This is a genomic window from Streptomyces sp. NPDC003691 (assembly GCF_053981115.1).
Window position 1 is genome coordinate 1 of the sequence record NZ_JBSFNQ010000079.1, and the last position, 20,077, is coordinate 20,077.

The 20,077-nt window shown below is 72.9% G+C and carries 20 protein-coding genes; 8 read left to right on the plus strand and 12 right to left on the minus strand.

Translation table 11 applies throughout. From position 1 onward, the window contains the following. Positions 1-2,157 (plus strand): ATP-binding protein (locus ACWDR0_RS27750; RefSeq protein WP_456354520.1); only part of this gene is annotated, 2,157 nt, incomplete at its 5' end. Between the two features lie 69 nt (positions 2,158-2,226). On the opposite strand, the gene ACWDR0_RS27755 is transcribed toward ACWDR0_RS27750, so the two are convergent. The 3 genes from ACWDR0_RS27755 to panB all read right to left on the minus strand — a co-directional run bounded on the left by ACWDR0_RS27755 (position 2,227) and on the right by panB (position 5,347). Next, positions 2,227-3,135: an ABC transporter permease gene (locus ACWDR0_RS27755; RefSeq protein ID WP_456354521.1), complete on the minus strand. Its 909-nt coding sequence runs from the start codon at positions 3,133-3,135 to the stop codon at positions 2,227-2,229. After that, a complete protein-coding gene (locus tag ACWDR0_RS27760; RefSeq protein WP_456354522.1) occupies positions 3,132-4,160 on the minus strand; it encodes an ATP-binding cassette domain-containing protein in 1,029 nt (342 codons plus the stop codon). The genes ACWDR0_RS27755 and ACWDR0_RS27760 overlap by 4 nt, the downstream gene beginning before the upstream one ends. A gap of 326 nt (positions 4,161-4,486) precedes the next feature. Next, the gene (panB, locus tag ACWDR0_RS27765; RefSeq protein WP_456354523.1) at positions 4,487-5,347 is read right to left on the minus strand and encodes a 3-methyl-2-oxobutanoate hydroxymethyltransferase; all 861 of its coding nucleotides are present in this window, start codon (positions 5,345-5,347) and stop codon (positions 4,487-4,489) included. Between the two features lie 309 nt (positions 5,348-5,656). On the opposite strand from panB, the gene ACWDR0_RS27770 reads away from it, so the two are divergent. Then, complete coding sequence (locus ACWDR0_RS27770) at positions 5,657-6,715, plus strand: endonuclease/exonuclease/phosphatase family protein (protein WP_456354524.1); 1,059 nt, start codon at positions 5,657-5,659, stop codon at positions 6,713-6,715. Between the two features lie 178 nt (positions 6,716-6,893). Continuing rightward, the gene (locus ACWDR0_RS27775; RefSeq protein ID WP_456354525.1) at positions 6,894-7,400 is read left to right on the plus strand and encodes a DNA-binding protein; all 507 of its coding nucleotides are present in this window, start codon (positions 6,894-6,896) and stop codon (positions 7,398-7,400) included. Between the two features lie 175 nt (positions 7,401-7,575). On the opposite strand, the gene ACWDR0_RS27780 is transcribed toward ACWDR0_RS27775, so the two are convergent. From ACWDR0_RS27780 to ACWDR0_RS27790, 3 genes are all read right to left on the minus strand, one after another. Next, complete coding sequence (locus tag ACWDR0_RS27780) at positions 7,576-9,333, minus strand: NAD+ synthase (protein WP_456354526.1); 1,758 nt, start codon at positions 9,331-9,333, stop codon at positions 7,576-7,578. Between the two features lie 147 nt (positions 9,334-9,480). Continuing rightward, positions 9,481-11,142 (minus strand): multicopper oxidase family protein, encoded by a 1,662-nt coding sequence (locus ACWDR0_RS27785; RefSeq protein ID WP_456354527.1) that lies wholly within the window; start codon positions 11,140-11,142, stop codon positions 9,481-9,483. Positions 11,143-11,239: 97 nt separating this feature from the next. Continuing rightward, on the minus strand, positions 11,240-11,893 hold the full coding sequence (locus tag ACWDR0_RS27790) for a hypothetical protein (protein WP_456354528.1): 654 nt from the start codon (positions 11,891-11,893) through the stop codon (positions 11,240-11,242). Positions 11,894-11,971: 78 nt separating this feature from the next. Between ACWDR0_RS27790 and ACWDR0_RS27795 the strand changes: the two genes are divergently transcribed. Together ACWDR0_RS27795 and ACWDR0_RS27800 are read left to right on the plus strand one after the other, a co-directional pair. Further along, positions 11,972-12,772, plus strand: coding sequence for a DUF998 domain-containing protein (locus ACWDR0_RS27795; protein ID WP_456354529.1), 801 nt, complete (start codon positions 11,972-11,974; stop codon positions 12,770-12,772). Then, positions 12,769-13,656 (plus strand): alpha/beta fold hydrolase, encoded by an 888-nt coding sequence (locus ACWDR0_RS27800; RefSeq protein ID WP_456354530.1) that lies wholly within the window; start codon positions 12,769-12,771, stop codon positions 13,654-13,656. Before ACWDR0_RS27795 ends, ACWDR0_RS27800 begins: the two co-directional genes overlap by 4 nt. Before the next feature lie 85 nt (positions 13,657-13,741). Here the strand turns inward: ACWDR0_RS27800 and ACWDR0_RS27805 are convergent, their stop codons facing one another. Beyond that, positions 13,742-14,161 (minus strand): CBS domain-containing protein, encoded by a 420-nt coding sequence (locus tag ACWDR0_RS27805; RefSeq protein ID WP_456354531.1) that lies wholly within the window; start codon positions 14,159-14,161, stop codon positions 13,742-13,744. Positions 14,162-14,474: 313 nt separating this feature from the next. Here ACWDR0_RS27805 and ACWDR0_RS27810 point away from each other — a divergent pair, with 313 nt between their 5' ends. After that, a complete protein-coding gene (locus ACWDR0_RS27810) occupies positions 14,475-14,915 on the plus strand; it encodes a DUF5990 family protein (protein WP_456354532.1) in 441 nt (146 codons plus the stop codon). Positions 14,916-15,083: 168 nt separating this feature from the next. On the opposite strand, the gene ACWDR0_RS27815 is transcribed toward ACWDR0_RS27810, so the two are convergent. The 3 genes from ACWDR0_RS27815 to ACWDR0_RS27825 form a co-directional block, all read right to left on the minus strand. Next, on the minus strand, positions 15,084-15,731 hold the full coding sequence (locus ACWDR0_RS27815) for a DUF305 domain-containing protein (RefSeq protein WP_456354533.1): 648 nt from the start codon (positions 15,729-15,731) through the stop codon (positions 15,084-15,086). A gap of 5 nt (positions 15,732-15,736) precedes the next feature. Then, the gene (locus ACWDR0_RS27820; RefSeq protein ID WP_456354534.1) at positions 15,737-16,414 is read right to left on the minus strand and encodes a DUF3105 domain-containing protein; all 678 of its coding nucleotides are present in this window, start codon (positions 16,412-16,414) and stop codon (positions 15,737-15,739) included. Between the two features lie 130 nt (positions 16,415-16,544). Next, positions 16,545-16,859, minus strand: coding sequence for a hypothetical protein (locus tag ACWDR0_RS27825; RefSeq protein ID WP_456354535.1), 315 nt, complete (start codon positions 16,857-16,859; stop codon positions 16,545-16,547). Between the two features lie 319 nt (positions 16,860-17,178). On the opposite strand from ACWDR0_RS27825, the gene ACWDR0_RS27830 reads away from it, so the two are divergent. Both ACWDR0_RS27830 and ACWDR0_RS27835 read left to right on the plus strand, forming a co-directional pair. Then, on the plus strand, positions 17,179-18,540 hold the full coding sequence (locus ACWDR0_RS27830; protein ID WP_006349630.1) for a glutamine synthetase family protein: 1,362 nt from the start codon (positions 17,179-17,181) through the stop codon (positions 18,538-18,540). Between the two features lie 152 nt (positions 18,541-18,692). Next, complete coding sequence (locus tag ACWDR0_RS27835; RefSeq protein WP_456354536.1) at positions 18,693-18,893, plus strand: antitoxin; 201 nt, start codon at positions 18,693-18,695, stop codon at positions 18,891-18,893. Between the two features lie 167 nt (positions 18,894-19,060). On the opposite strand, the gene ACWDR0_RS27840 is transcribed toward ACWDR0_RS27835, so the two are convergent. Further along, positions 19,061-19,552 carry an OsmC family protein gene (locus ACWDR0_RS27840; RefSeq protein ID WP_456354537.1) on the minus strand — a complete coding sequence of 164 codons (492 nt, stop codon included), beginning with the start codon at positions 19,550-19,552 and terminating at the stop codon, positions 19,061-19,063. Between the two features lie 69 nt (positions 19,553-19,621). Beyond that, positions 19,622-20,053, minus strand: coding sequence for a VOC family protein (locus ACWDR0_RS27845; protein ID WP_456354538.1), 432 nt, complete (start codon positions 20,051-20,053; stop codon positions 19,622-19,624). Positions 20,054-20,077 lie beyond the last annotated feature (24 nt).

The window sequence follows — 20,077 nt, forward strand, 5'->3', positions numbered from 1 at the left end:
GTGGGTCCGCTGTCGCCGGAGGCCGCGCTGCGGCTGCTGGGGGAGCGGGGTGCGGCGGCGCGGGCGGGGTTCTCGGTGGGGGACGACGCGGCGGCCTGTGCGGAGATCTGCCGCCGTCTCGACGGGCTGCCGCTGGCCGTGGAGCTGGCCGCGGCCCGGCTCCGGGCGCTCACCCCCCGTCAGATCGCCGACCGTCTCGACGACCGTTTCCGTCTCCTCACCGGCGGCAGCCGTACCGCCCTGCCCCGCCAGCAGACCCTCCGCGCCGTCGTCGACTGGTCCTGGGACCTCCTCGACCACCACGAACGCACCACCCTCCGCCGCCTCTCCGTCTTCGCTGGAGGCTGCGATCTGACGGCCGCCGAAGCGGTCTGCGCCGCTCCGGCCCGCTCCGGCGCCGAGGCCGACCCGGGCCCCGGGCCCCGTACGGCCGACGCCGGTACGGACACCCGCGACACTCACCACACCCAAGCCGCTCCGGACACCCAAGCCGCTCCGGACACCCGCGAGGCTCCGGACACCCGTGACGCCCCGGACATCCTGGATGTCCTCGCCGCGCTGGTCGACAAGTCGCTCGTGGTCGCCGAACCGGGAGCGGACGGTTCCGCCATGCGCTACCGCCTCCTCGAAACCGTCGCCGAGTACGCCGCCGGGCGCCTCGACGCCGCCGGGGAACGCGCCGCGGTCGAACGGAGCCACCTCGTCCACTACCGGGAACTGGCCCGCGCCACCGATCCGCTGCTCCGTGGCTCCGGACAGCTGTCGGCGCTGCGACTGTTCGACCGCGAGTACGAGAACCTGCGGACCGCCTTCCGCCGCGCCGTCGCCGCCCGCGACGAGCAGGAGGCGCTCTGCCTGGTGATGTTCACGGCCTGGTACTGGCAGGTGAAGGACCTGCGGGCGGAGAGCCACCACTGGTCCGCCGCCGCCCGCGAACTGGGCCCCGACCCCTTCGCGGCGGACAGCGTCCCCGCCGCCCCGGTCTTCGAGCGGTTCACGGACGGCCCGCCGCCGCTGGCCCCCGAACTCCTCGCCGAGGCCCGCCGCTCCAACGAGCTGCTGCGCATGGTGACGCTCAACCGCGACTTCGATATGTGGACCTCGCCCGAGAACATGACGAGGCTGCGCCGGATCACCCGGGTCTACCGGTCCGGTCTGCCGCAGGTCTGCCGCTTCCCGGGCAATCTCTGGTTCTTCGCGGTCCTGCTCACCGGCGACGGCTCGAACGTCCCGGAGATGCTCGACACGCTCGTCCGGTCCTGCCGGGAGTACGGGTACGAATGGGAGCTGGCCGTCGCCGTCCAGTTCCGCTCCAATGTGCTCTCCGACCGTGCGCCCTGGTCGGACGAGGCGTTCGCGTACGCCGACGAGGCATGGCGGATCTTCACCGGGCTCGGGGACTCCTGGGGCGCGGCCGAGGCGCTGGCGGCCCGGGCCGAGGCCCGGGAGCGGTGCGGGGACTACGCCGCGGCGGCCGGGGACTACGAGGAGGCCCTGGGGTACGTCGCAGTCCTCGGGGCGCCCGCCCAGGAGGCCGTGCTGCGGGCGCGGCTCGGCGGGGCGCTGATGGAGCTGGGTGCCGAGTCGGCCGGGCGCGGCGAGACGATCGTCCGTCAGGTGGTCGAGGCCCAGGGGGAGCAGGTCCACGAGGCGACCGCCATCTCCCGGATCCTGCTCGGCATGTGGCTGGGCCGCACCGGACGGCGCGAGGAGGCACGCGAGGTCCTGGCGACGCTGATGGACCTGTTCGGCGCCAGCCGGCTGCTGGTCTTCCACGGCATGGTGAAGGGGTTCATCGCCTGGCTGGACCATCTGGACGGACGGCACCGGGAGGCGTTCGAGGCGGCCGTGGACGCGATGCGGATGGCCGCGGAGCCGCTGAGCACCCTGGTCGCCCCGCAGTTCCTGGCGACCCATCTGGTGACGGTCGCGGGCACGCTGGCCGCGGTCGAACCGGGCCGGACCGCGGACGCCGTACGACTGCTCGCCGTCGCCGACGCGCGGCGTCCGAGCGGTATCTGCATCCCGTCGTGGGAACGCGAGGCCAGGGAGCTGATCGAGAGACGGCTGCGGGCGGCGCTGGGCGACGGAGCGTATGCGGCGGCGTACGAGGAGGGCGGCGGCCTCACGGTCGAGGAGGCCACCGCCCTGGTGTGAGCCACCGTCCTGGTGCGACGGACGCTCGGTGCGCCGGGGCTCACGGCGTTGCGGGCCGCGGCCGCCGGGTCAGTTCTTGCGGAACCGGGCGACCGCCAGCGGTGCGGTGATCACGGTGATGGCCACCGTCCACCCCAGCGTCATCCCGATGGGCTCGGCCAGCGGGCCGCCGTTGACCAGCGCCCGGGCGGCGTCCGCGAGATTGGAGAGCGGGTTGTACTCGGTGAAGGTCTCCAGCCAGCTCGGCATCGTCTCCGGCGGGGCGAAGATGGACGAGCCGAACTGCAGCGGCATCAGGACGAGCATCGCGATGCCCTGGACGGCCTGGGGTGTGGGCAGGGCGATCCCCAGCAGGATGAACACCCACATCAGGGACGCGCCGAAGACGAGGGACAGCCCCATGGCCGCCAGCACTTCGAGGAAGGACGTCTTGACGTCCATACCGAGCAGGAAGCCCATGCCCAGCAGGATCACCATCGCCACCGTCATCCGGCCGATCTCGACGACGATCTTGGCGATCAGGACCGAGGAGCGGGCGATCGGCATGGAGCGGAAGCGGTCCATCACCCCCTTCTTGAAGTCGTCGTTGACCCCGGTGCCGACGGCCATCGCGATATTCATGCCCATCATGGCCATCAGGCCCGGGACGACGTAGTTGACGTAGTCGTTCTGATTGCCCTTGCCGGAGATCGCGCCGCCGAAGACGTAGACGAACAGCAGCGTGAAGATGACCGGCATCAGCAGCACGTCGAACATCGACTCCGGATCGTGTTTGATCTGGAGGGTGTTGCGCCGGGTGAGGGCCCCGATATGGCGCAGATGGGCGCGGAGTCCGATCCGGGGCTCGTCCCGGGGCCCGGCCGGTCCGGCGGTCCCGGGCCGGCCGGGTGAACCGGCCCGCACCGGCGGTGCCGCGGCCGGAGCCGCCCGGCCCGCTCCGGTGACCTCGTCCGCCGTCGTACGCGTACCGCCGCTCATGCCGCCCTGCCTTTCCGGCCGGGCTCGCCGGCGTCCTCCGGTGCCGTGCTCGCGGGTGCCCCGGTGATGGCCAGGAACACCTCGTCGAGGCTGGGCAGTTGGGTGCCGATGTCGGCGATGCCGAAGCCGCGCGCGGCCAGTACCCCGATGACGGCGGTGAGCTGGACATCGGCGAGGATCGGTACGGAGAGCACCGTTCCGTCGTCGCTGGGCACCGAGCCGCTGATGCCGTCGAGTCCGGCTTCGGCGAGCACCCGTGCCATCGCGGGCAGGTCCGCCGGGTCGGCCGGCCTGATCCGCAGGGTCCGGCCGCCGACCCGCGCCTTGAGCTGGTCGACCCGGCCGCTCTCGATGACCCGGCCGCGGTCGATCACGGTCAGCTCGTGCGCGAGCTGCTCGGCCTCCTCCATGTACTGGGTGGTGAGCAGGACGGTGGTGCCCTCGCCGACCATGTGCCGGACCTCGCCCCAGACCTCGTTGCGGGTACGGGGGTCGAGCCCGGTGGTGGGCTCGTCGAGGTAGAGCACGGTGGGCCGGCCGACCAGGGAGGCGGCCAGGTCGAGCCGGCGGCGCATACCGCCCGAGTACGTCCCCACGGCCCGCCTGGCCGCTTCGGTGAGGGAGAAGCGTTCCAGCAGCTCGTCCGCCCTGGCCCCGGCGGCCCGCCGGGAGAGGTCGAGCAGCCGCCCGATCATGTAGAGGTTCTCGCGGCCGGGCAGCTTCTCGTCCACCGAGGCGTACTGGCCGGTGAGCCCGATGACCCGGCGCAGCCCGCGGGGCTGGCGCACCACGTCGTACCCGGCGACGGTGGCGGTGCCCGCGTCGGGGGTGACCAGGGTGGAGAGACACCGTACGAGGGTGGTCTTCCCGGCTCCGTTGGGGCCGAGGACCCCGAGGACGGTCCCTTCGTGGACGTCGAGGTCCACACCGTCGAGGGCCTTGGTCGTGCCGTAGTGCTTGACCAGCCCCCGCACCTCGACGGCGGTGTTCCCGGTGCGGTCCGGGATCGTGTCGATGAGCGTCATGGAGAACACGGTCCACGAGCGCACCGACAGACCGCCGACAGACCGCCGACACCCGCCCGTCAGCCGCCGACAAGCCAGTAGCCCCCGGGCCCGGCAGCCCGGGGGCGTAGGGCGAGCGAGCCAGAGGGGCGCCCTGGGGTCCCCCTCACCCCCAAGGGCCTGACGGCGAGTGAGTCGAAGGGGCGCGTCGTGTTCTGGAAGGCGAACGCGCGGACGCCGCGAGGAACGAGCGGCCGAGCACGATCGCCTGAAGAACACTCCCCCTACGCCCTGAGGGCGTGGGGGGACCCCCAAGCGCCCCGGAGGCGAACCGAGCCCCGAAAAAATCAGTGGAAGGTGTGCTCCTCCTGGGGGAACGTTCCGCCGAGTACATCGTCCGCGAACGCCTTCGCCGCGTCCCCCAGGGTCTGCCGCAGATTCGCGTACTGCTTGGTGAACCGCGGTACCTTCCCCGCGGTCAGTCCGGCCATATCGGTCCAGACGAGCACCTGCGCGTCGGTTCCGGCGCCCGCGCCGATGCCGACGGTCGGGATATGGAGGGAGCGGGTGACCTCGGCGGCGAGTCCGGCGGGGACGAGTTCGAGGACGACGGCGAATGCGCCCGCCTCCTGTGCGGCCTTGGCGTCCCGCAGCAGCCGGTGGGCGGCTTCGTCGTCGCGTCCCTGTACCCGGTAGCCCATGGTGTTCACGGACTGCGGGGTGAGGCCCAGATGGGACATGACGGGGATACCGGCCTGGACGATCAGTTCGGTCTGCGCGAGGGAACGCTCGCCGCCTTCCAGCTTGACCGCGCCGACCCCGGCCTCCTTGACCAGCCGGGTGGCGTGGCGCAGCGCCTGGACGGGGCCCTCCTGGTAGGAGCCGAAGGGCAGGTCCCCGATGACGAGGGCGCGCGAGGTGCCCCGGACCACGGCGGCCGAGAGCAGCGTCATCTCGTCCATGGTGACGGGCACGGTGGTGTCGTAGCCGAGGTGGGTGTTGCCCATCGAGTCGCCGACGAGGATGACCGGGATCCCGGCCTCGTCGAAGACGGACGCGGTCATCGCGTCGTAGGCGGTGAGCATGGGCCACTTCTCGCCGCGCTCCTTGGCGGCGGCGATGTCGTGGACGGTGATGCGGCGGGTTCCCTTGCCGCCGTACAGCGTTTTGCTGCCGGCGGCAGGCTTCTGGGCAGCCTGAAGCGTCATGACCTACGGCTCCTTATGTCATCTCGTGGCGCCCTGACGGCGTCCCCGGATCACCCCCATGGTGGCACTTCGTGCCGCGCCGTGAAAAGGCCGGGGCCGGGGAGGCACCCCGGAGGCACGGCGGCGCGCCCGGGGACCGGACCGACCGGTCCGTCCCGGCCTGGGTGGATTTGCGGGAACCGGCGGGCGTACCGGAGGCGTCCTCATGGGGGTACGGCCGCCCCGGGGCGGTGGACGCAGTACCGTCATCGCCTAGTGTCAGGGCCGAAGCTCGGTGCGTGACGGCGCAAGGCAGTGAGGACGGCGCGGATGGTTCAGGCGGACAAGGCGGAGACGGGGAGCGGCGGTCCGGGGGATCCCGGGGAACGTGCGCCCCGGCCGGAGGGCCGGTTCCGGCGCCTGCGGACCGTCGGCCCGTTCCGGCCGTGGCGGGCGGAGGGCGGTCTGTGGCGGCGCGGGATCGTGCTTGCGGTGCTGGCGGCGGCCGTGGCGCTGCTGACGGCGCTGCACGCCCATGTGCCCAACCGGATAGGCAATCTGGGATCCCTGTCCGAGACGTTCCTGCCGTGGCTGCCGATCCTGGCGGTGCCGCCGCTGCTGCTCGCCGCGCTCTGGCGGCGCTCGGCGACCGCGCTGCTGGCCCTGCTGCTGCCGGTCGGGGTCTGGCTGAACCTCTTCGGGGGGCTGATCACCGACAAGTCCGGCAAGGGCGGCGACATCACGGTCGCCACCCACAACGTCAACGCCGAGAATCCGGACCCGGCGGGCACGGCGGCCGACCTGGCGGAATCGGGCGCGGACGTGCTGGCGCTCCAGGAGCTGGCGCAGGGCCAGGTGCCGACCTACCGGGCGGCGTTGGGCAAGGTGTACAAGTACCACGCGGTCCAGGGCACGGTTGGGCTGTGGAGCAAGTACCCGCTGAAGGGCGTCGCCCCGGTCGATATCCGGATGGGCTGGACGCGCGCGCTGCGCTCCACGGTCACCACTCCGCACGGGGATATCGCGGTCTACGTGGCCCATATGCCGTCCGTACGCGTCAAGATGCACGCCGGTTTCACGGCCAACGAGCGCGACAAGAGCGCGGACGCGCTGGGTGACGCCATAGCGGTGGACGAGGTCGGCAAGGTGGTGCTCCTCGGCGATCTCAACGGCACGATGAACGACCGGGCGCTACGGGCGGTGACCTCCCAGATGCGTTCCACGCAGGGAGCCGCGGGTCACGGTTTCGGCTTCAGCTGGCCCGCGTCGTTCCCGATGGCCAGGATCGACCAGATCATGGTCAAGGGGCTGGAGCCGGTGGCGTCCTGGACGTTGCCGCGTACGGACAGTGACCATCTGCCGATAGCGGCGAGCATCAAGCTGCGCTGACCGCTTCCGCCGCCGGTTCCGGGCGGCAGTGGCGGGGGCGGGCCGGGCGCCCCGGGTTTTCCGGGGCGCCTCCTGCGTACCCCTGAAGTGAACAGAGTGTTCACTTCAATGTGTTGGATGTGAAGTCTTGGCAATACGTCATTGACCGGTGGGGGTGCGGAGCGTACCGTCACCTGCCATGAACGAGACCGCGCCCGAAACGGCCCCCGAGTCCGTCCCCGCTCCCGAGTCCGCTCCCGTGTCCGAGTCCGTGTCCGGGTCCGGGGCGGCGTCCTCCGACGTCTTCAGCCCGGTCGAGCCCGCCGCCGCGCGGGCCGGGCGGGAGTTCGCCGCGCTGGCCCGGCTCGACCAGCGGCACGCGGCGACCGAGTCCATGCGCCGCCGCCATCTCAACCAGCCGATGGTCACACCGCACGAGGCGGTGGGGCTGACGGTCGCGCTCGCCGCCGGGCCGGGGCTGCTGGAGGAGGGGGAGCCCGAGGTCGACCGGAGCGATCTGATCGCCGCGCTCACCCTGGTCGCCCGGGTCCGCGGCGATCTGGACGTACTGGAGGAGTCCCTGCTCTCCATCGCCCATGGCCGCGGGCTGACCTGGCAGGAGATCGCCTTCGGTCTAGGGCTCGGCAGCACCCAGGCGGCCCGGCAGCGCCACGAGCGGCTGCGGGGCCGGGTGACCGGCGGCTGACCGCCCGTGGCGGGCCCGGTCACCCGGGCGGCGTACGGGACCGGCGCCGGTGACCGCCCCGCGGACGGACGCGCCCCCGGCCCCGGTCGCCGGGCGGCGTACGGGGGCGCGAGGGCGTCGTCGGACCTGCCGACCGTGCCGGTCGGGAGCCGGTCGGGAGACGGTGAGGAGCCGGTCAGGAGGCGTGCTCGCGCCAGCGGTTGGTGATCGGCAGCCGGCGGTCCTTGCCGAAACCCTTCGCCGAGATCTTGGTGCCCGGCGGGTACTGGCGCCGCTTGTACTCCGCGGTGTCCACGAGCCGCAGCACCCGGGTGACCAGCTCCTCGTCGAATCCGGCCGCCACGATCGCCGCCCGGCCCCGGTCCCGGTCCACGTACAGCTCCAGGATCCGGTCCAGGACGTCGTAGTCCGGCAGCGAATCCGTGTCCACCTGGTCCGGCCGCAGCTCCGCGCTCGGCGGCTTGGTGATCGACTCCTCGGGGATCGGCGGGGTCTCGCCGCGCTCCGCGGCGACCCGGTTGCGCCACCGCGCCAGCCGGAACACCGTCGACTTGTAGACGTCCTTGATGGGGCCGTACGCGCCCACCGAGTCGCCGTAGAGCGTGGAGTAGCCCACCGCCAGCTCGGACTTGTTGCCCGGGGCCAGGACGATATGCCCCTCCTCGTTGGAGACCGCCATCAGCAGCGTGCCGCGCAGCCGGGACTGGAGGTTCTCCTCGGCCAGCCCGGTGAGCCCGAGGGAACCCATATAGGCGTCGAACATCGGCTCGATGGAGACGGTGCGGAAGTGGAGTCCGGTACGCCGGGCCAGTTCGGCGGCGTCGTCCCGGGAGTGCTGCGAGGAGTACTTCGACGGCATCGAGATGCCGTACACGTGCTCCGCGCCGAGCGCGTCGCAGGCGATCGCGGCCACCAGCGCCGAGTCGATACCGCCGGAGAGGCCCACCAGGACCGAGCGGAAGCCGTTCTTCAGGGTGTACGCGCGCAGCCCCGTCACCAGGGCCGCGTACACCTCGGCGTCGTCGTCGAGCCGCTCCGCGTACCCGCCGGTGTACTCCGGCTCGTACGCCGGGACCGGCTCCCCGGAGACCACGGCATGGTCGATCCGCAGCCCGTCGTCGACGACCCCGGAGGGCGGCACCGCGGCCGCCGCCGGGAGGTCGAGGTCGACCAGGAGCAGGGCCTCCTCGAACTGCGGGGCCCGCGCGATCACCTCGCCCGCCGCGTCCACCACGATGGAGTCGCCGTCGAAGACCAGCTCGTCCTGGCCGCCGGTGGTGGCGCAGTACGCGACCGGGCAGCCCGCTTCCTGGGCGCGCTTGCGCACCAGGTCGAGCCGGGTGTCGTCCTTGTCCCGCTCGTACGGCGAGGCGTTGATGGAGATCAGCAGTCCGGCCCCGGCGGAGCGGGTGGCGGGCACCCGGCCGCCGTCCTGCCAGAGGTCCTCGCAGATGGCCAGGGCCACGTCCACACCCCGTACCCGCACCACCGGCATGGTGTCGCCGGGCACGAAGTACCGGAACTCGTCGAAGACGCCGTAGTTCGGCAGATGGTGCTTGGCGAAGCCGAGGACCACCCGGCCGTCGTGGAGGACGGCCGCGGCGTTCCGGGGCGCGCCCGCGGGCTGCCCGTACTTCGGCCGGCCGGCCTCGGAGCGGTCGAGATAGCCGACGATCACCGGCACCCGGCCCAGGCCCTCGTCGGCCAGCCGGGCCGCGAGAGCCGTCAGCGACGCGCGGGAGGCGTCCACGAAGGAGGAGCGCAGCGCGAGGTCCTCGACGGGGTAGCCGGTGAGCATCATCTCGGGGAAGGCCACGAGGTGCGCACCGCGCTCGGCCGCCTGCCGGGTGCGCCGGACGACCGCGTCGGCGTTGCCGCCGAGGTCGCCGACCGTCGCGTCGATCTGATTCAGGGCGAGACGTAGTTGAGGCACGGGCCCAGTGTAATCGTCTTTCTGACGCGATGTCCCGGCCGGGCGGTGTGGGACGCCCCACGCGCGGTCCCCCGGCGGGGCGAGCGGGCCCGGGCCGGGACCGGGCTCCGGGCGCCGTAGCGGCACACCGGGGCCCGGCCCGGAGGGCTACTTGCGGTAGCCCAGGACCGTCATCATGCCCGCCTCCGCGTGGTAGACGTTATGGCAGTGGATCATCCACAGCCCCGGGTTGTCGGCGTCGAAGTCGGCGGTCAGTGTGCCGTTGGGCAGGATGATCGCGGTGTCCTTGCGGGCCCCGCCCGCCGTACCGCCCACGGCGAAGGTGTGGCCGTGGAGATGGAGCGGGTGCCACATCCCCGTCGGGTTGCGGAAGACCAGCCGGACCCGCTCCCCGGCCCTGACCTCGTGGCGCGGGTCGGGCGTGTAGGGCTTGCCGTCGAAGGCCCAGTCGTACTTGGCCATCCCGCCCGTCAGCTCGATCCGGATCTCGCGGTCCGGCTTGCGGGCGGGCAGGGCGACCGAGGCGTCGGCGCGCAGCTTCTCCGCGGTCAGTACCCGCTTGGTCAGCTCGGCGGGGCGCACGGTCGCCGCGGGGGCGGCCCCGCCGCCGGTGCGCAGCAGCGCCAGCGCCGTGGTGTTCTTGCCCTCCGCGAGCGCGACCAGCGGAAACACCCCGTCGCCCGCTGTGACGACGACGTCGTAGCGCTCGCCCATGCCCAGCAGCAGGGCATCCGCCTTGGTGGGGACGACCGGGAAGCCGTCGGTGTGGGTCACGGTCAGCTCGTGGCCGCCGAGGGCGACCCGGAACGCGGTGTCGCCGCCCGCGTTGATGATCCGCAGCCGGATCCGGTCGCCCGGCTTCGCACTGAAGGCGGTCGGTGCCTTCGGGGTCCGGCCGTTGATCAGGTAGTGGGGGTAGGCCACATCGCCCGCGTCCCCGCCCAGCAGGTCGCTCTTGGCGCCCATCATCATCCGGGACGGTCCGGCCCCGCCCGGCCCCGGGGTCTCGGCGGCGGCGGGCCGCCGGGCCGCGGCGGCCCGGCCCCGGCCTCCCATGGCGGTCGTCCCGGCCGCGCCGTGGCCCTCGTGGCCGCCGCCGCTCATCATGCCCTTGCTGAGTTCGGTGAGTACGGCGTCGGGCGTGGAGCCGTCGATCCCGTCGACCCAGTCGTCGAGGACGATCACCCACTCCTTGTCGTACTTCAGGGGCTCCTTCGGGTCCTCGACGATCAGCGGCGCGTAGAGGCCGCGGTCCTGCTGGACGCCCGAGTGCGGGTGGAACCAGTAGGTGCCGGGGTGGGCGACCGTGAAGCGGTAGTCGAAGGCGGCGCCCGCCTTGACCGGGGCCTGCGTCAGACCGGGTACGCCGTCCATGTCGTTGCGCAGCGCCAGCCCGTGCCAGTGCAGGGACGTGGTGTCCGGCAGATTGTTGGCGAGGGTGAGCGCCAGGGTGTCCCCGGCGGTGACCCGGACCTCGCGGCCGGGCAGCTCGCCGCCGTAGGCCCAGCTCTTCGCGGTGAGCCCGCCGCCGAGGTCGAGGGTGGCCGGGGTGGCGGTGAGCCGGACCTTGCGCTCGGGGCCCTTGCCGCGCTTGGCCTCGGCGGCCAGGACCTCCGGGCCGTCGGGCTTCACGAACCCCTTGCCGCCGCCCGCTCCGGCGGCCCCGCCGCCGCCCTGGCCGCCGCCGTTGTGTCCGGCGTGCCCGCCGCCCTGGCCGCCGTCCGAGCCGGAGCAGGCCGCCAGGGCCGCCGTCCCGGCCACGGCGAGCGAAGCGCCCAGCAGCGTACGGCGATGGATGAACTTGGTCATGTCGATGCACCTCGTGCTGTCGGTGTCTGGGTACGGCCCGGAACGGGCCGTACGGATCCGTCGCGCGTGCCGCCCTCCACGGGCGGCCGGCGCGTCTCTAGATCCGCAGCACCGACAGTTGTGCGAGACGTATCCGGGGTGGTGGCGGGCGGGGTGCGGCCCGGACGCCGCCGGAGGTGAGACCCACAGCGGCAGCGGCGGCGGCCGCGCGCTGCCGCAGCCAGGCGCCCGCGAAGACGAGCAGCGCGACTCCGAACGCGCCGAGCACGGCGAGACAGACCATCGTCGGGTCCATCACGCCGGGAGCGGGCCCGCCGTCCCGGAGTACGGCCGCCCCGGCGGCCGCGGCCGTGACGGTGACACCGGCGGCCGCGGTGGGCTGGGCGGCCGGAGCGTGCGGGGCGCCGGGGGATTCCAGGGACGCACGGCTCTCCGTCGCAGGGGCGCCGGAGCCGGCGTGCGCGGCGGCCGGGGCGTTCAGGGGGTGAAGGATGCCCGGGGCGCTCCGGATGTCCGGGATGCTCGGGACGTACGCCGCGCGCGCCGTGCCGCCTGTCTTCTCCACCGGAGCCGGAGCCGGAGCCGGAGCCGGAGCCGCGGCTCCGGCCGGATGTCCCGTCGTATGGGCCCGGGCCCCGCCCGTGGTGTGGCCCGACGACGGATGCCCCACGGTGTGCATGGTCACGACCCCGAACAGCAGCGCGAGGAACAGCAGCAGCCGTCCCGTCCGCGTCCCCTGGGCCTTCACCATGATCGCTATACTACCCCCACCGGGTATACGTGAGGGCCGTCCGGAAGAAACCGGTCACCTGTGCGAGATCATGGACTGATGACCGCCGCACTCATAGCCATCGGCGCCCTCGTCTACACCGCCTGGCTCCTGGAAGTCGTCCTGTCGACGGGGCTCGACCCCGTACAGACGTACGTCAGTGAACTCGCCGCCGAGGACCAGCCGTTCGGCGGCCTCTTCCGCGCCACCGACCTGGCCGCCGGTTCCCTGGTGTTCGCGGGCGCCGCACTGGCCCTCGCCCACACCCTGCGCGCCCGGCGCGCCCCGCGCCGCCCCTGGACCGTGATCGGCTGGGCGGGCGTCACCCTCTTCGGCGCCGCGACCGCCGTCGACTCCCGGCTGCCGCTGAGCTGCACGCCGACCGCCGACCCCGAGTGCGCCGCGCGGGAGACCGCGGGCCTGGTCCCCGCCACCCACACCGCGCACGCCGTCAGCAGTTCCCTCGCCATGACGGGCGCCCTGGTGGGCATCGTCGCCCTCACCGTGGCCGCCCGCCGCTACGGCATCCTGCCGGAGGTGGCCCGGTACGGGCCGGCCCTCGTCGCCCTGGAACTGCTCGCGACGGGCTGGACCCTGGTGTCGATCGCCGCCTTCGAGGCCGGGAACGGCACCTGGGCGCTCGGCGCCGGGCAGCGGCTCCAGGTCCTCTTCGTGGCAGTCTGGCTGGGAGTGCTCGCGCTGTCGCTGGCGCGGGAGAGGCGGCGCCCGCGGAGCGGGGACCCGGTGGACGGGACGGACCCGGTGGACGGGACGGATCCGGTGGACCGGGCGGAACCGGCGGACCGGACGGAACCGCGGAGCGCGGACGGTACGGCACGGCCGGAGGCGGTGACAGGGTGACGTTCGTACGGATCGGCGGTGTGCCGCACCATGTGGTCGTGGAGGGCAGCGGACCCGTCTGTGTGCTCAGCGCGGGCCTCGGGCTCGCCTGGTTCGACTGGGATCCCGTTGTCCCGCTGCTCGCACCGCACCGTACGGTCGTCCGCTTCGACCGCCCCGGGCACGGCCTCAGCGCCCCCGCCCCCACCGCCCCCACGGCCGCCGGGGAGGCCCACCGGATCGCCGGGGTCCTCGACGCCGCCGGGCTGCGGGACCGCCCGGCCACCGTCGTCGGTCACTCGATCGCCGGATTCCATGCCGAGGCGTTCGCCCGGCTCCACCCGGGCCGCACCACGGGCGTCGTCCTCGTCGACTCCAGCGTCGAGGAGCGCGCCGCGGTACCGGCCGCGCCCGCCCTGCGCACCGCGGCCGCCCGGGCGGCGGGCAGCGCCCTGGGGGCCGTCGGGGTACCGGCCGCCCTCGGACCGCCCGTCCGCGGGCTCGCGGTCCGGCTCGCCCGCTCCGGCGGCGGCGACCCGGCCCCGGCCGCGCTGGTCCGAGCGGTCTACGGCACCACCCGCGTACTGCGCGGCGCGCTCCTGGAGAACGCCCACTACCGGGCGGTGGCCGCGGAACTCCTCGCCCTGCGCGAGCGCCGCCCACTGCCGCCCGGTGCGCCCGTCACGGTCCTCGCCGCCACTTCCGGCGGCCGCCGCTGGACCGCCCGCCAGCGGGCCCTCGCGCTGCTGCTGGGAGCCCGCTTCCGGGAGACCGGCGCCGCGGGCCATCTGCTGATGCTGGACCGGCCGGACGCGGTCGCCGAAGCCGTACTCGCCCCGGGCGTACGGCCGGCGCCCCAGGGGCCCGCGACCCGCACCGAGCCACTGGCGCCCCCGGCCGGATGACACCGGCCGGGGGGCGGCGGACGCGGCCGGGGCAGCGGGCGCCGGGACGCACTCGGCCTCGCCGCCGCCCCGCCGGGACAGCGCCTCAAGCCCTCGCGTACACCCGTTCCATCCACCCCGCCAGCTGCTCGTCCGAGAGATGCTGTGCCAGATCCGCCTCGCTGATCATGCCGACGAGCTTCTTCTCCTCGATCACCGGCAGCCGGCGGATCTGGTGCACCTCCATCTCCTGGAGCACCTCGCCCACGTCCGAGTCCGCCGAGACCCAGCGGGGCGTGCCCCGGGCCATCTCCCCGGCCGTCACCTTCGCCGGGTCGCGGCCGAGTGCCACACAGCCCACGACGATGTCCCGGTCGGTGAGGATGCCGCAGAGCCGCTCCTGCGCGTCGGCGATGGGCAGCGCGCCCACATCCAGGCGGTGCATCAGCTGGGCCGCGCGGTCGAGGGTCTCGTGGGCCGGGATCCAGTGGGCCCCGGGATGCATGATGTCCTTGGCAGTGGTCATGGCCTTCGCGTCTCCTCACGATCGGCGGCCCCGGCCGCCGGCCGCGGGCGCGTCACGGACCGGGCCGGTCCCGGACCGGTGTGCGATTCCATGGTCGTTCCGCCGTTCGGGGGACGCGACCGCGCTGGGCCGAACGGGTGAGTACGGGCCCGGCCGGGCCCGGCGACGGGGAGTACGGGCCCGACCACGCGCCGGTCCCGCACCGCCCGCCCGGCGCAAGCAGTACGAGCAGTACCAACAGCACGACCAGCACGACCAGCACGACCGGCACGGATGTCACGGCACCACGACCACCCCGGGGGAACGACCGCTCATGGCCCTGCTGACCCTGCGCATCACCGCCCATGACCTGCCCGGCACCGACTGCGGCGGCTTCCACCACATCCATCTGGGCACCCAGCGCGGCACCGAGCCCGACCAGGTGGTGCGGGCCGACGCCGCCGGCGCCGTCTTCGAGATCCCCGTGGAGACCGTGCCCGCCGCCGACGGCACCACCGATTTCCGCGGCCCCCATGTCCAGGGCCGCCGGGGCGCCCGCTTCGCCTATCTCACCTGGGGCGAACTGCCGCCCGGCGGCACCTTCGCCATGTTCCGGCGGGCGAAGCTCTTCCTCGGCGACCTGCCGGCCGGTGCCGCGGCCGGAGGGGTGGCCGAAACCGAGGTCGGCCTCACCGACGAGCGGGGCATGCCCCGCTGCGGGGGCCTCCGGCCGCCCCTGATCACCTGGTCCCTGACCCCGCCCGGCCGGCCCTGACCGGCCCGGACGGGAGCAGGGCCGCCCCGGACGACAACAGGGGCCGGGTGCCGCTCCCGTCCGGCGGGAGCGGCACCCGGCCCCTGAGGCCGGCCCGAACGCACTACGGCACCCCGCGGGCCCGCGTCATCACACGGCCCCGCGGCAGCACCACGGCACCGCACGGCACTACGCGCGCGGGCTCGCCCCGCGGTCCTTCAGCATGCCGGTCATCAGCTCGACCTCCGAGCGCTGGCCCTGGACCATGCCCTCGGCCAACTGCCGCTCGACACCCGGGGAGCAGAGGTCCACACAGCCCTGGGCCATGTCCACCCCGCCCTCGTGGTGGGCGATCATCAGCCGGAGGTACTCGACCTCGGCCTGCTTGCCGCTGAGCTTCGCCAGGTTCTCCAACTGCTCGGGCGTCGCCATACCGGGCATCCGGGCGTCACCCTTCTTCTTCGCGCCGCCGTGACCGCCGTGCGCCCCGCTGCCGGACATCCACGCCATCGGCTCCCGGTCCGGCGCGATCTGCGCCAGCCCCCACTGGTCCAGCCAGCCCTGCATCATGCCGCGCTGGTTGGCCTGGGTGTTGATGATGTCGTACGCCAGCCGGCGCACATCCACGTCCTCGGTACGGTCGCGGACGATGAACGACATCTCCACCGCCTGCTGGTGGTGCAGGGACATGTCCCTGGCGAACCCGGCGTCCGCCGAGTCCGTCGAGGGGGTCCGCGGCGCCGAGCCGTCGTCGCCCGCCGAAGCCACCGTCGCCGCCCCGGCGAAGATCAGCGCGGCGACCACGGTGACCGCCGCCGTCCAGTGCGTCCGGGTCATCGCCGTCACTTCCCGGTCACTCCGCCCGAGCAGGTCGCGCCCTTCTCCGGGGTCTGCTCACCGAGGACGTACTTCGAGAAGAACTTGTTCACCCGCGGGTCGTCCGCCGAATCGACGGTGAGCTGCTTGCCCCACGCGGTCAGCATGATCGCGCCCGCCTGGTCCTTGTAGGGGCTCATCAGCGAGTACGAGGTGTCCTTGACCTTCTTCTCCAGCTTCTCGACGTCCTTCTTCGCGGCCTTGTCGGTGTACGTCACCCAGACCGCGCCGTGCTCCAGCGAGTGGACGGCGTTCTCGTTGGGGACCGGCTCCTTGTAGACCTTGGCGTCGCAGTTCATCCACGCCTGGTGGTGGTCGCCGCCCACCGGGGGCTTGTCCGGGTAGCTGACCGCGCCCTTGACATGGGTCTGGCTGAGCTTCTTCGGGTCCCAGACCTTCTCACCCGTGATCGGCTCCTTGCGTTCCGCGACGCTCTGCTGCTCCTCCTTGTTGTCCTTGTTGATCACAAAGAGGCCGAAGCCGACGAGACCGGCCACCACAACACCGCTGATACCGATGGTGAGGATGCGGTTGCGCCGCTCGCGGGCCGCTTCGATCTTCCGCGCCGCCTCTATTCGGGCCCGGCGGTCGTGGGCGGCGTTGTTCTTCGAGTAGCTCTTGGAGGTCTTCTTACCGGAAGCCATGGGGTGTGCGTCCTTCGTCAGGGGGTGACCGGCCTGCGCATGAGGCTGCGATCAACAGGGGGGATGTGGCAAGGGTGCGAGTCGGTCGGAGCCGGGTCCGGCCGGCCGGTGCGAGGCGGCAGGCGGCGGCCTAGATCCTCAGCACCTGAAGGACGTGCAGGCCGGGCGCGCGCGGCAGCGGGCCCGAGCGGTCGGGACCGCCGAGGTCCGGCGGCCCGGCCGGAGTGCGCAGAAGCTCCGCCGAGAGCGGCGGGGTGTCCAGCGGCGGCGCGGTGAGCACCGCCGCGCCCACGACCGGCCGCAGCCCGCAGGAGCCGCCGTCGTACGGACACGAGAAGGCGGGGACGCTGTCCCGGGCGGCCGGGCCCGGCGCATGGTCGTCCGCCGCGTTCAGGCAGAGGAAGAGCGCGCCGAGGAGCGTCGCGGCGGCACTCAGCAGTGCCACGGGACGCGTGGTGCGCGCGAGGCGGCCGAGCCGGTGACCCCCCATAGCCGCAGATCGTATCCAGGGCGGCCGCTCCGTACCTCATACGGGGCGGTTATCGGTCGGTCGTACCGGTCGGGATACGGCCACCGGCCCCACCGGCGGCCCGCCCGCCACCCCCGTCGCACCCGTCCCGCGGGCCTCGGGGTCGTCTCGCCGTGGCCCCTGGCACACAATGGGGCTCAGCCCGGGTATGCAACCTGCCGGAAACCCGTGGATGCGATGCTCCCCGGGAGCGGGCTGGCTCGACCGGCAACGATTGGGTGGATGGGAAGCCGCAATGGACAAGCAGCAGGAATTTGTGCTCCGCACCCTGGAGGAGCGCGACATCCGCTTCGTGCGCCTCTGGTTCACCGATGTGCTGGGCTTCCTGAAGTCCGTCGCCGTCGCGCCCGCCGAACTGGAGCAGGCGTTCGACGAGGGCATCGGCTTCGACGGCTCCGCCATCGAGGGCTTCGCCCGGGTCTACGAATCGGACATGATCGCCAAGCCGGACCCCGGCACCTTCCAGATCCTGCCCTGGCGCGCCGAGGCCCCCGGCACCGCCCGGATGTTCTGCGACATCCTCATGCCGGACGGCTCGCCGTCCTTCGCGGACCCCCGATTCGTCCTCAAGCGGATGCTGGCCAGGGCCTCCGACCTGGGCTTCACCTTCTACACCCACCCCGAGATCGAGTTCTTCCTGCTGAAGGACAAGCCGGTCGACGGCAGCCGCCCGGTGCCCGCCGACAACTCCGGCTACTTCGACCACACCCCGCAGAACGTGGGCATGGACTTCCGCCGCCAGGCCATCACCATGCTGGAGTCCATGGGCATCTCCGTGGAGTTCAGCCATCACGAGGGCGCCCCCGGCCAGCAGGAGATCGACCTCCGCTACGCCGACGCGCTCTCCACGGCCGACAACATCATGACCTTCCGGCTGGTGATGAAGCAGGTTGCGCTGGAGCAGGGCGTCCAGGCGACGTTCATGCCCAAGCCGTTCAGCGAGTACCCCGGCTCCGGCATGCACACCCATCTCTCGCTCTTCGAGGGCGACCGGAACGCCTTCTACGAGTCCGGCGCCGAGTACCAGCTCTCCAAGATCGGCCGCTCGTTCATCGCCGGTCTGCTGCGCCACGCCGCGGAGATCTCCGCCGTCACCAACCAGTGGGTGAACTCCTACAAGCGCATCTGGGGCGGCTCGGCCCGCAGCGCCGGAGCGGGCGGCGAGGCCCCCTCGTACATCTGCTGGGGCCACAACAACCGGTCCGCGCTGATCCGGGTCCCGATGTACAAGCCGGGTAAGACGGGTTCCTCGCGGGTCGAGATGCGGTCCATCGACTCGGGCGCCAACCCCTATCTCACCTACGCGGTCCTGCTCGCCGCCGGACTGCGCGGTATCGAGCAGGGCTACGAGCTGCCGCCGGGCGCCGACGACGACGTCTGGGCGCTCTCCGACGCCGAACGCCGCGCCATGGGCATCGAGCCGCTGCCCCAGAACCTGGGCGAGGCGATTGCGCTGATGGAGCGGAGCGAACTGGTCGCCGAGACCCTCGGCGAGCACGTCTTCGACTTCTTCCTGCGCAACAAGAAGCAGGAGTGGGAGGAGTACCGCTCCGAGGTCACCGCCTTCGAGCTGCGCAAGAACCTTCCTGTGCTGTAGCCGCCGGGAGCAGCGGTACGCGGCGGGGGCCGGGCAGCCGGCCGCCCGCCCCGCCGGTCCGGGGCTGCCGGTCCGGGCCGCCGACATGCGGAACCGGACCGGCGCTGTGACCCTGGAACTGCGGGGGAGCAGTGCGGCGAAAGGGTGACCCCATGTCCGTGATGGACAAGCTCAAGCAGATGCTGAAGGGCCACGAGGCCAAGGCGGACAAGGCCGTCGACAAGGCGGGAGACGCCGTCGACGGCAAGACGCAGGGGAAGTACAGCGGCCATGTCGACCAGGCCCAGGACAAGCTGAAGGGCCAGTACGGCGGTGGCCAGGGCGGCGGGACGGACCGGCCGCCGCAGCCCTGACGCCCGGCCCGACAGCGCGGTTCGTCAGCGCGGTTCGTCAGCGCGGTTCGTCAGCGCGGCCCGTCAGCGCGGCCCGTCAGCGCGGCCCGACAGTGCGGCCCGACAGTGCGGCCCGACAGTGCGGTTCGCCCGCGCGGTTCACCGGACGGTTCGTCACGCGGTGATCGTCACGCGGGGCCGGCCCCGCCCGCCACCCGGATCACCGGCTCGTGGCGGACGGGGAAGTTCACCGACCGCGCGACGAAGCACACGGCGGGCACCTCGCCGTGCAGCGCCCGGGCCTTCCCGACCGCCGCCGCGTCGGCGACGGTCACCTCCGGGCGCAGCAGGACCTCGGTGATCCGGCCCCCGCCGCCGCTCTCGTCCATCGTCATCACGGCATGGGCCCGGTCCTCGTACGCCACCACCGTGACCCCGTTGGTGGCGCAGAAGTGCAGGTACCAGAGCATGTGACACTGGGCCACCGAGGCAACCAGCAGCTGCTCCGGGTTCCAGCGGGCCGGATCGCCCCGGAACGCGGGATCGGACGAGGCGGGGATGGGCGGCCTGCCCTCGGCGAGGACATCGTGGGCCCGTTCGTAGGAGCGGTAGTCCGCCGTCCCCCGACCGAGATTCCCCGTCCACCGTACGGACACGTCATAGGTATGTGTAACCGGCATGCGCGCAGGTTGGCACGGCGTCCCGGCCCGCCGCGAGTTCTTTGCCCGCGGGCCGGGACGCCGCCCGGGTCAGCGCTCGGAGAGCGGCGACGGGGCCTCCTGGACGATCCACGAGTTGCCGTCGGGGTCGGCGAAGAAGAGGAAGGAGTTCCACTCGCCGCCCTTGCCCTCGGTCCAGCCGGCCTCGCCGACGTGCATCACGGGCGACACGTCCACCCCGCCCGCGGCCAGGGCCGCCCGGGTGGCCTCGATATCGGTGGAGCAGAGCTGCAGACCGTGAGTGGTGCCCGGGGCGGGCTTCGTCAGCCCGGGAGCCGCCGGGAGCCCGGCGGCCAGCGCGACCGAACAGCGCGATCCCGGCGGCGTCAGCTGGATGATCCGTACGCCCGGGGCCACCTCCTGGTCGAGGTCGGCCCGGAAGCCGCAGCCCTCCGTGTAGAACCGCTTGGACCGGTCGAGGTCGGAGACCGGCAGGTTGACGACTTCCAGGGTGAGGTCCATCGGGGGATTCCCTTCTTCGGGTGA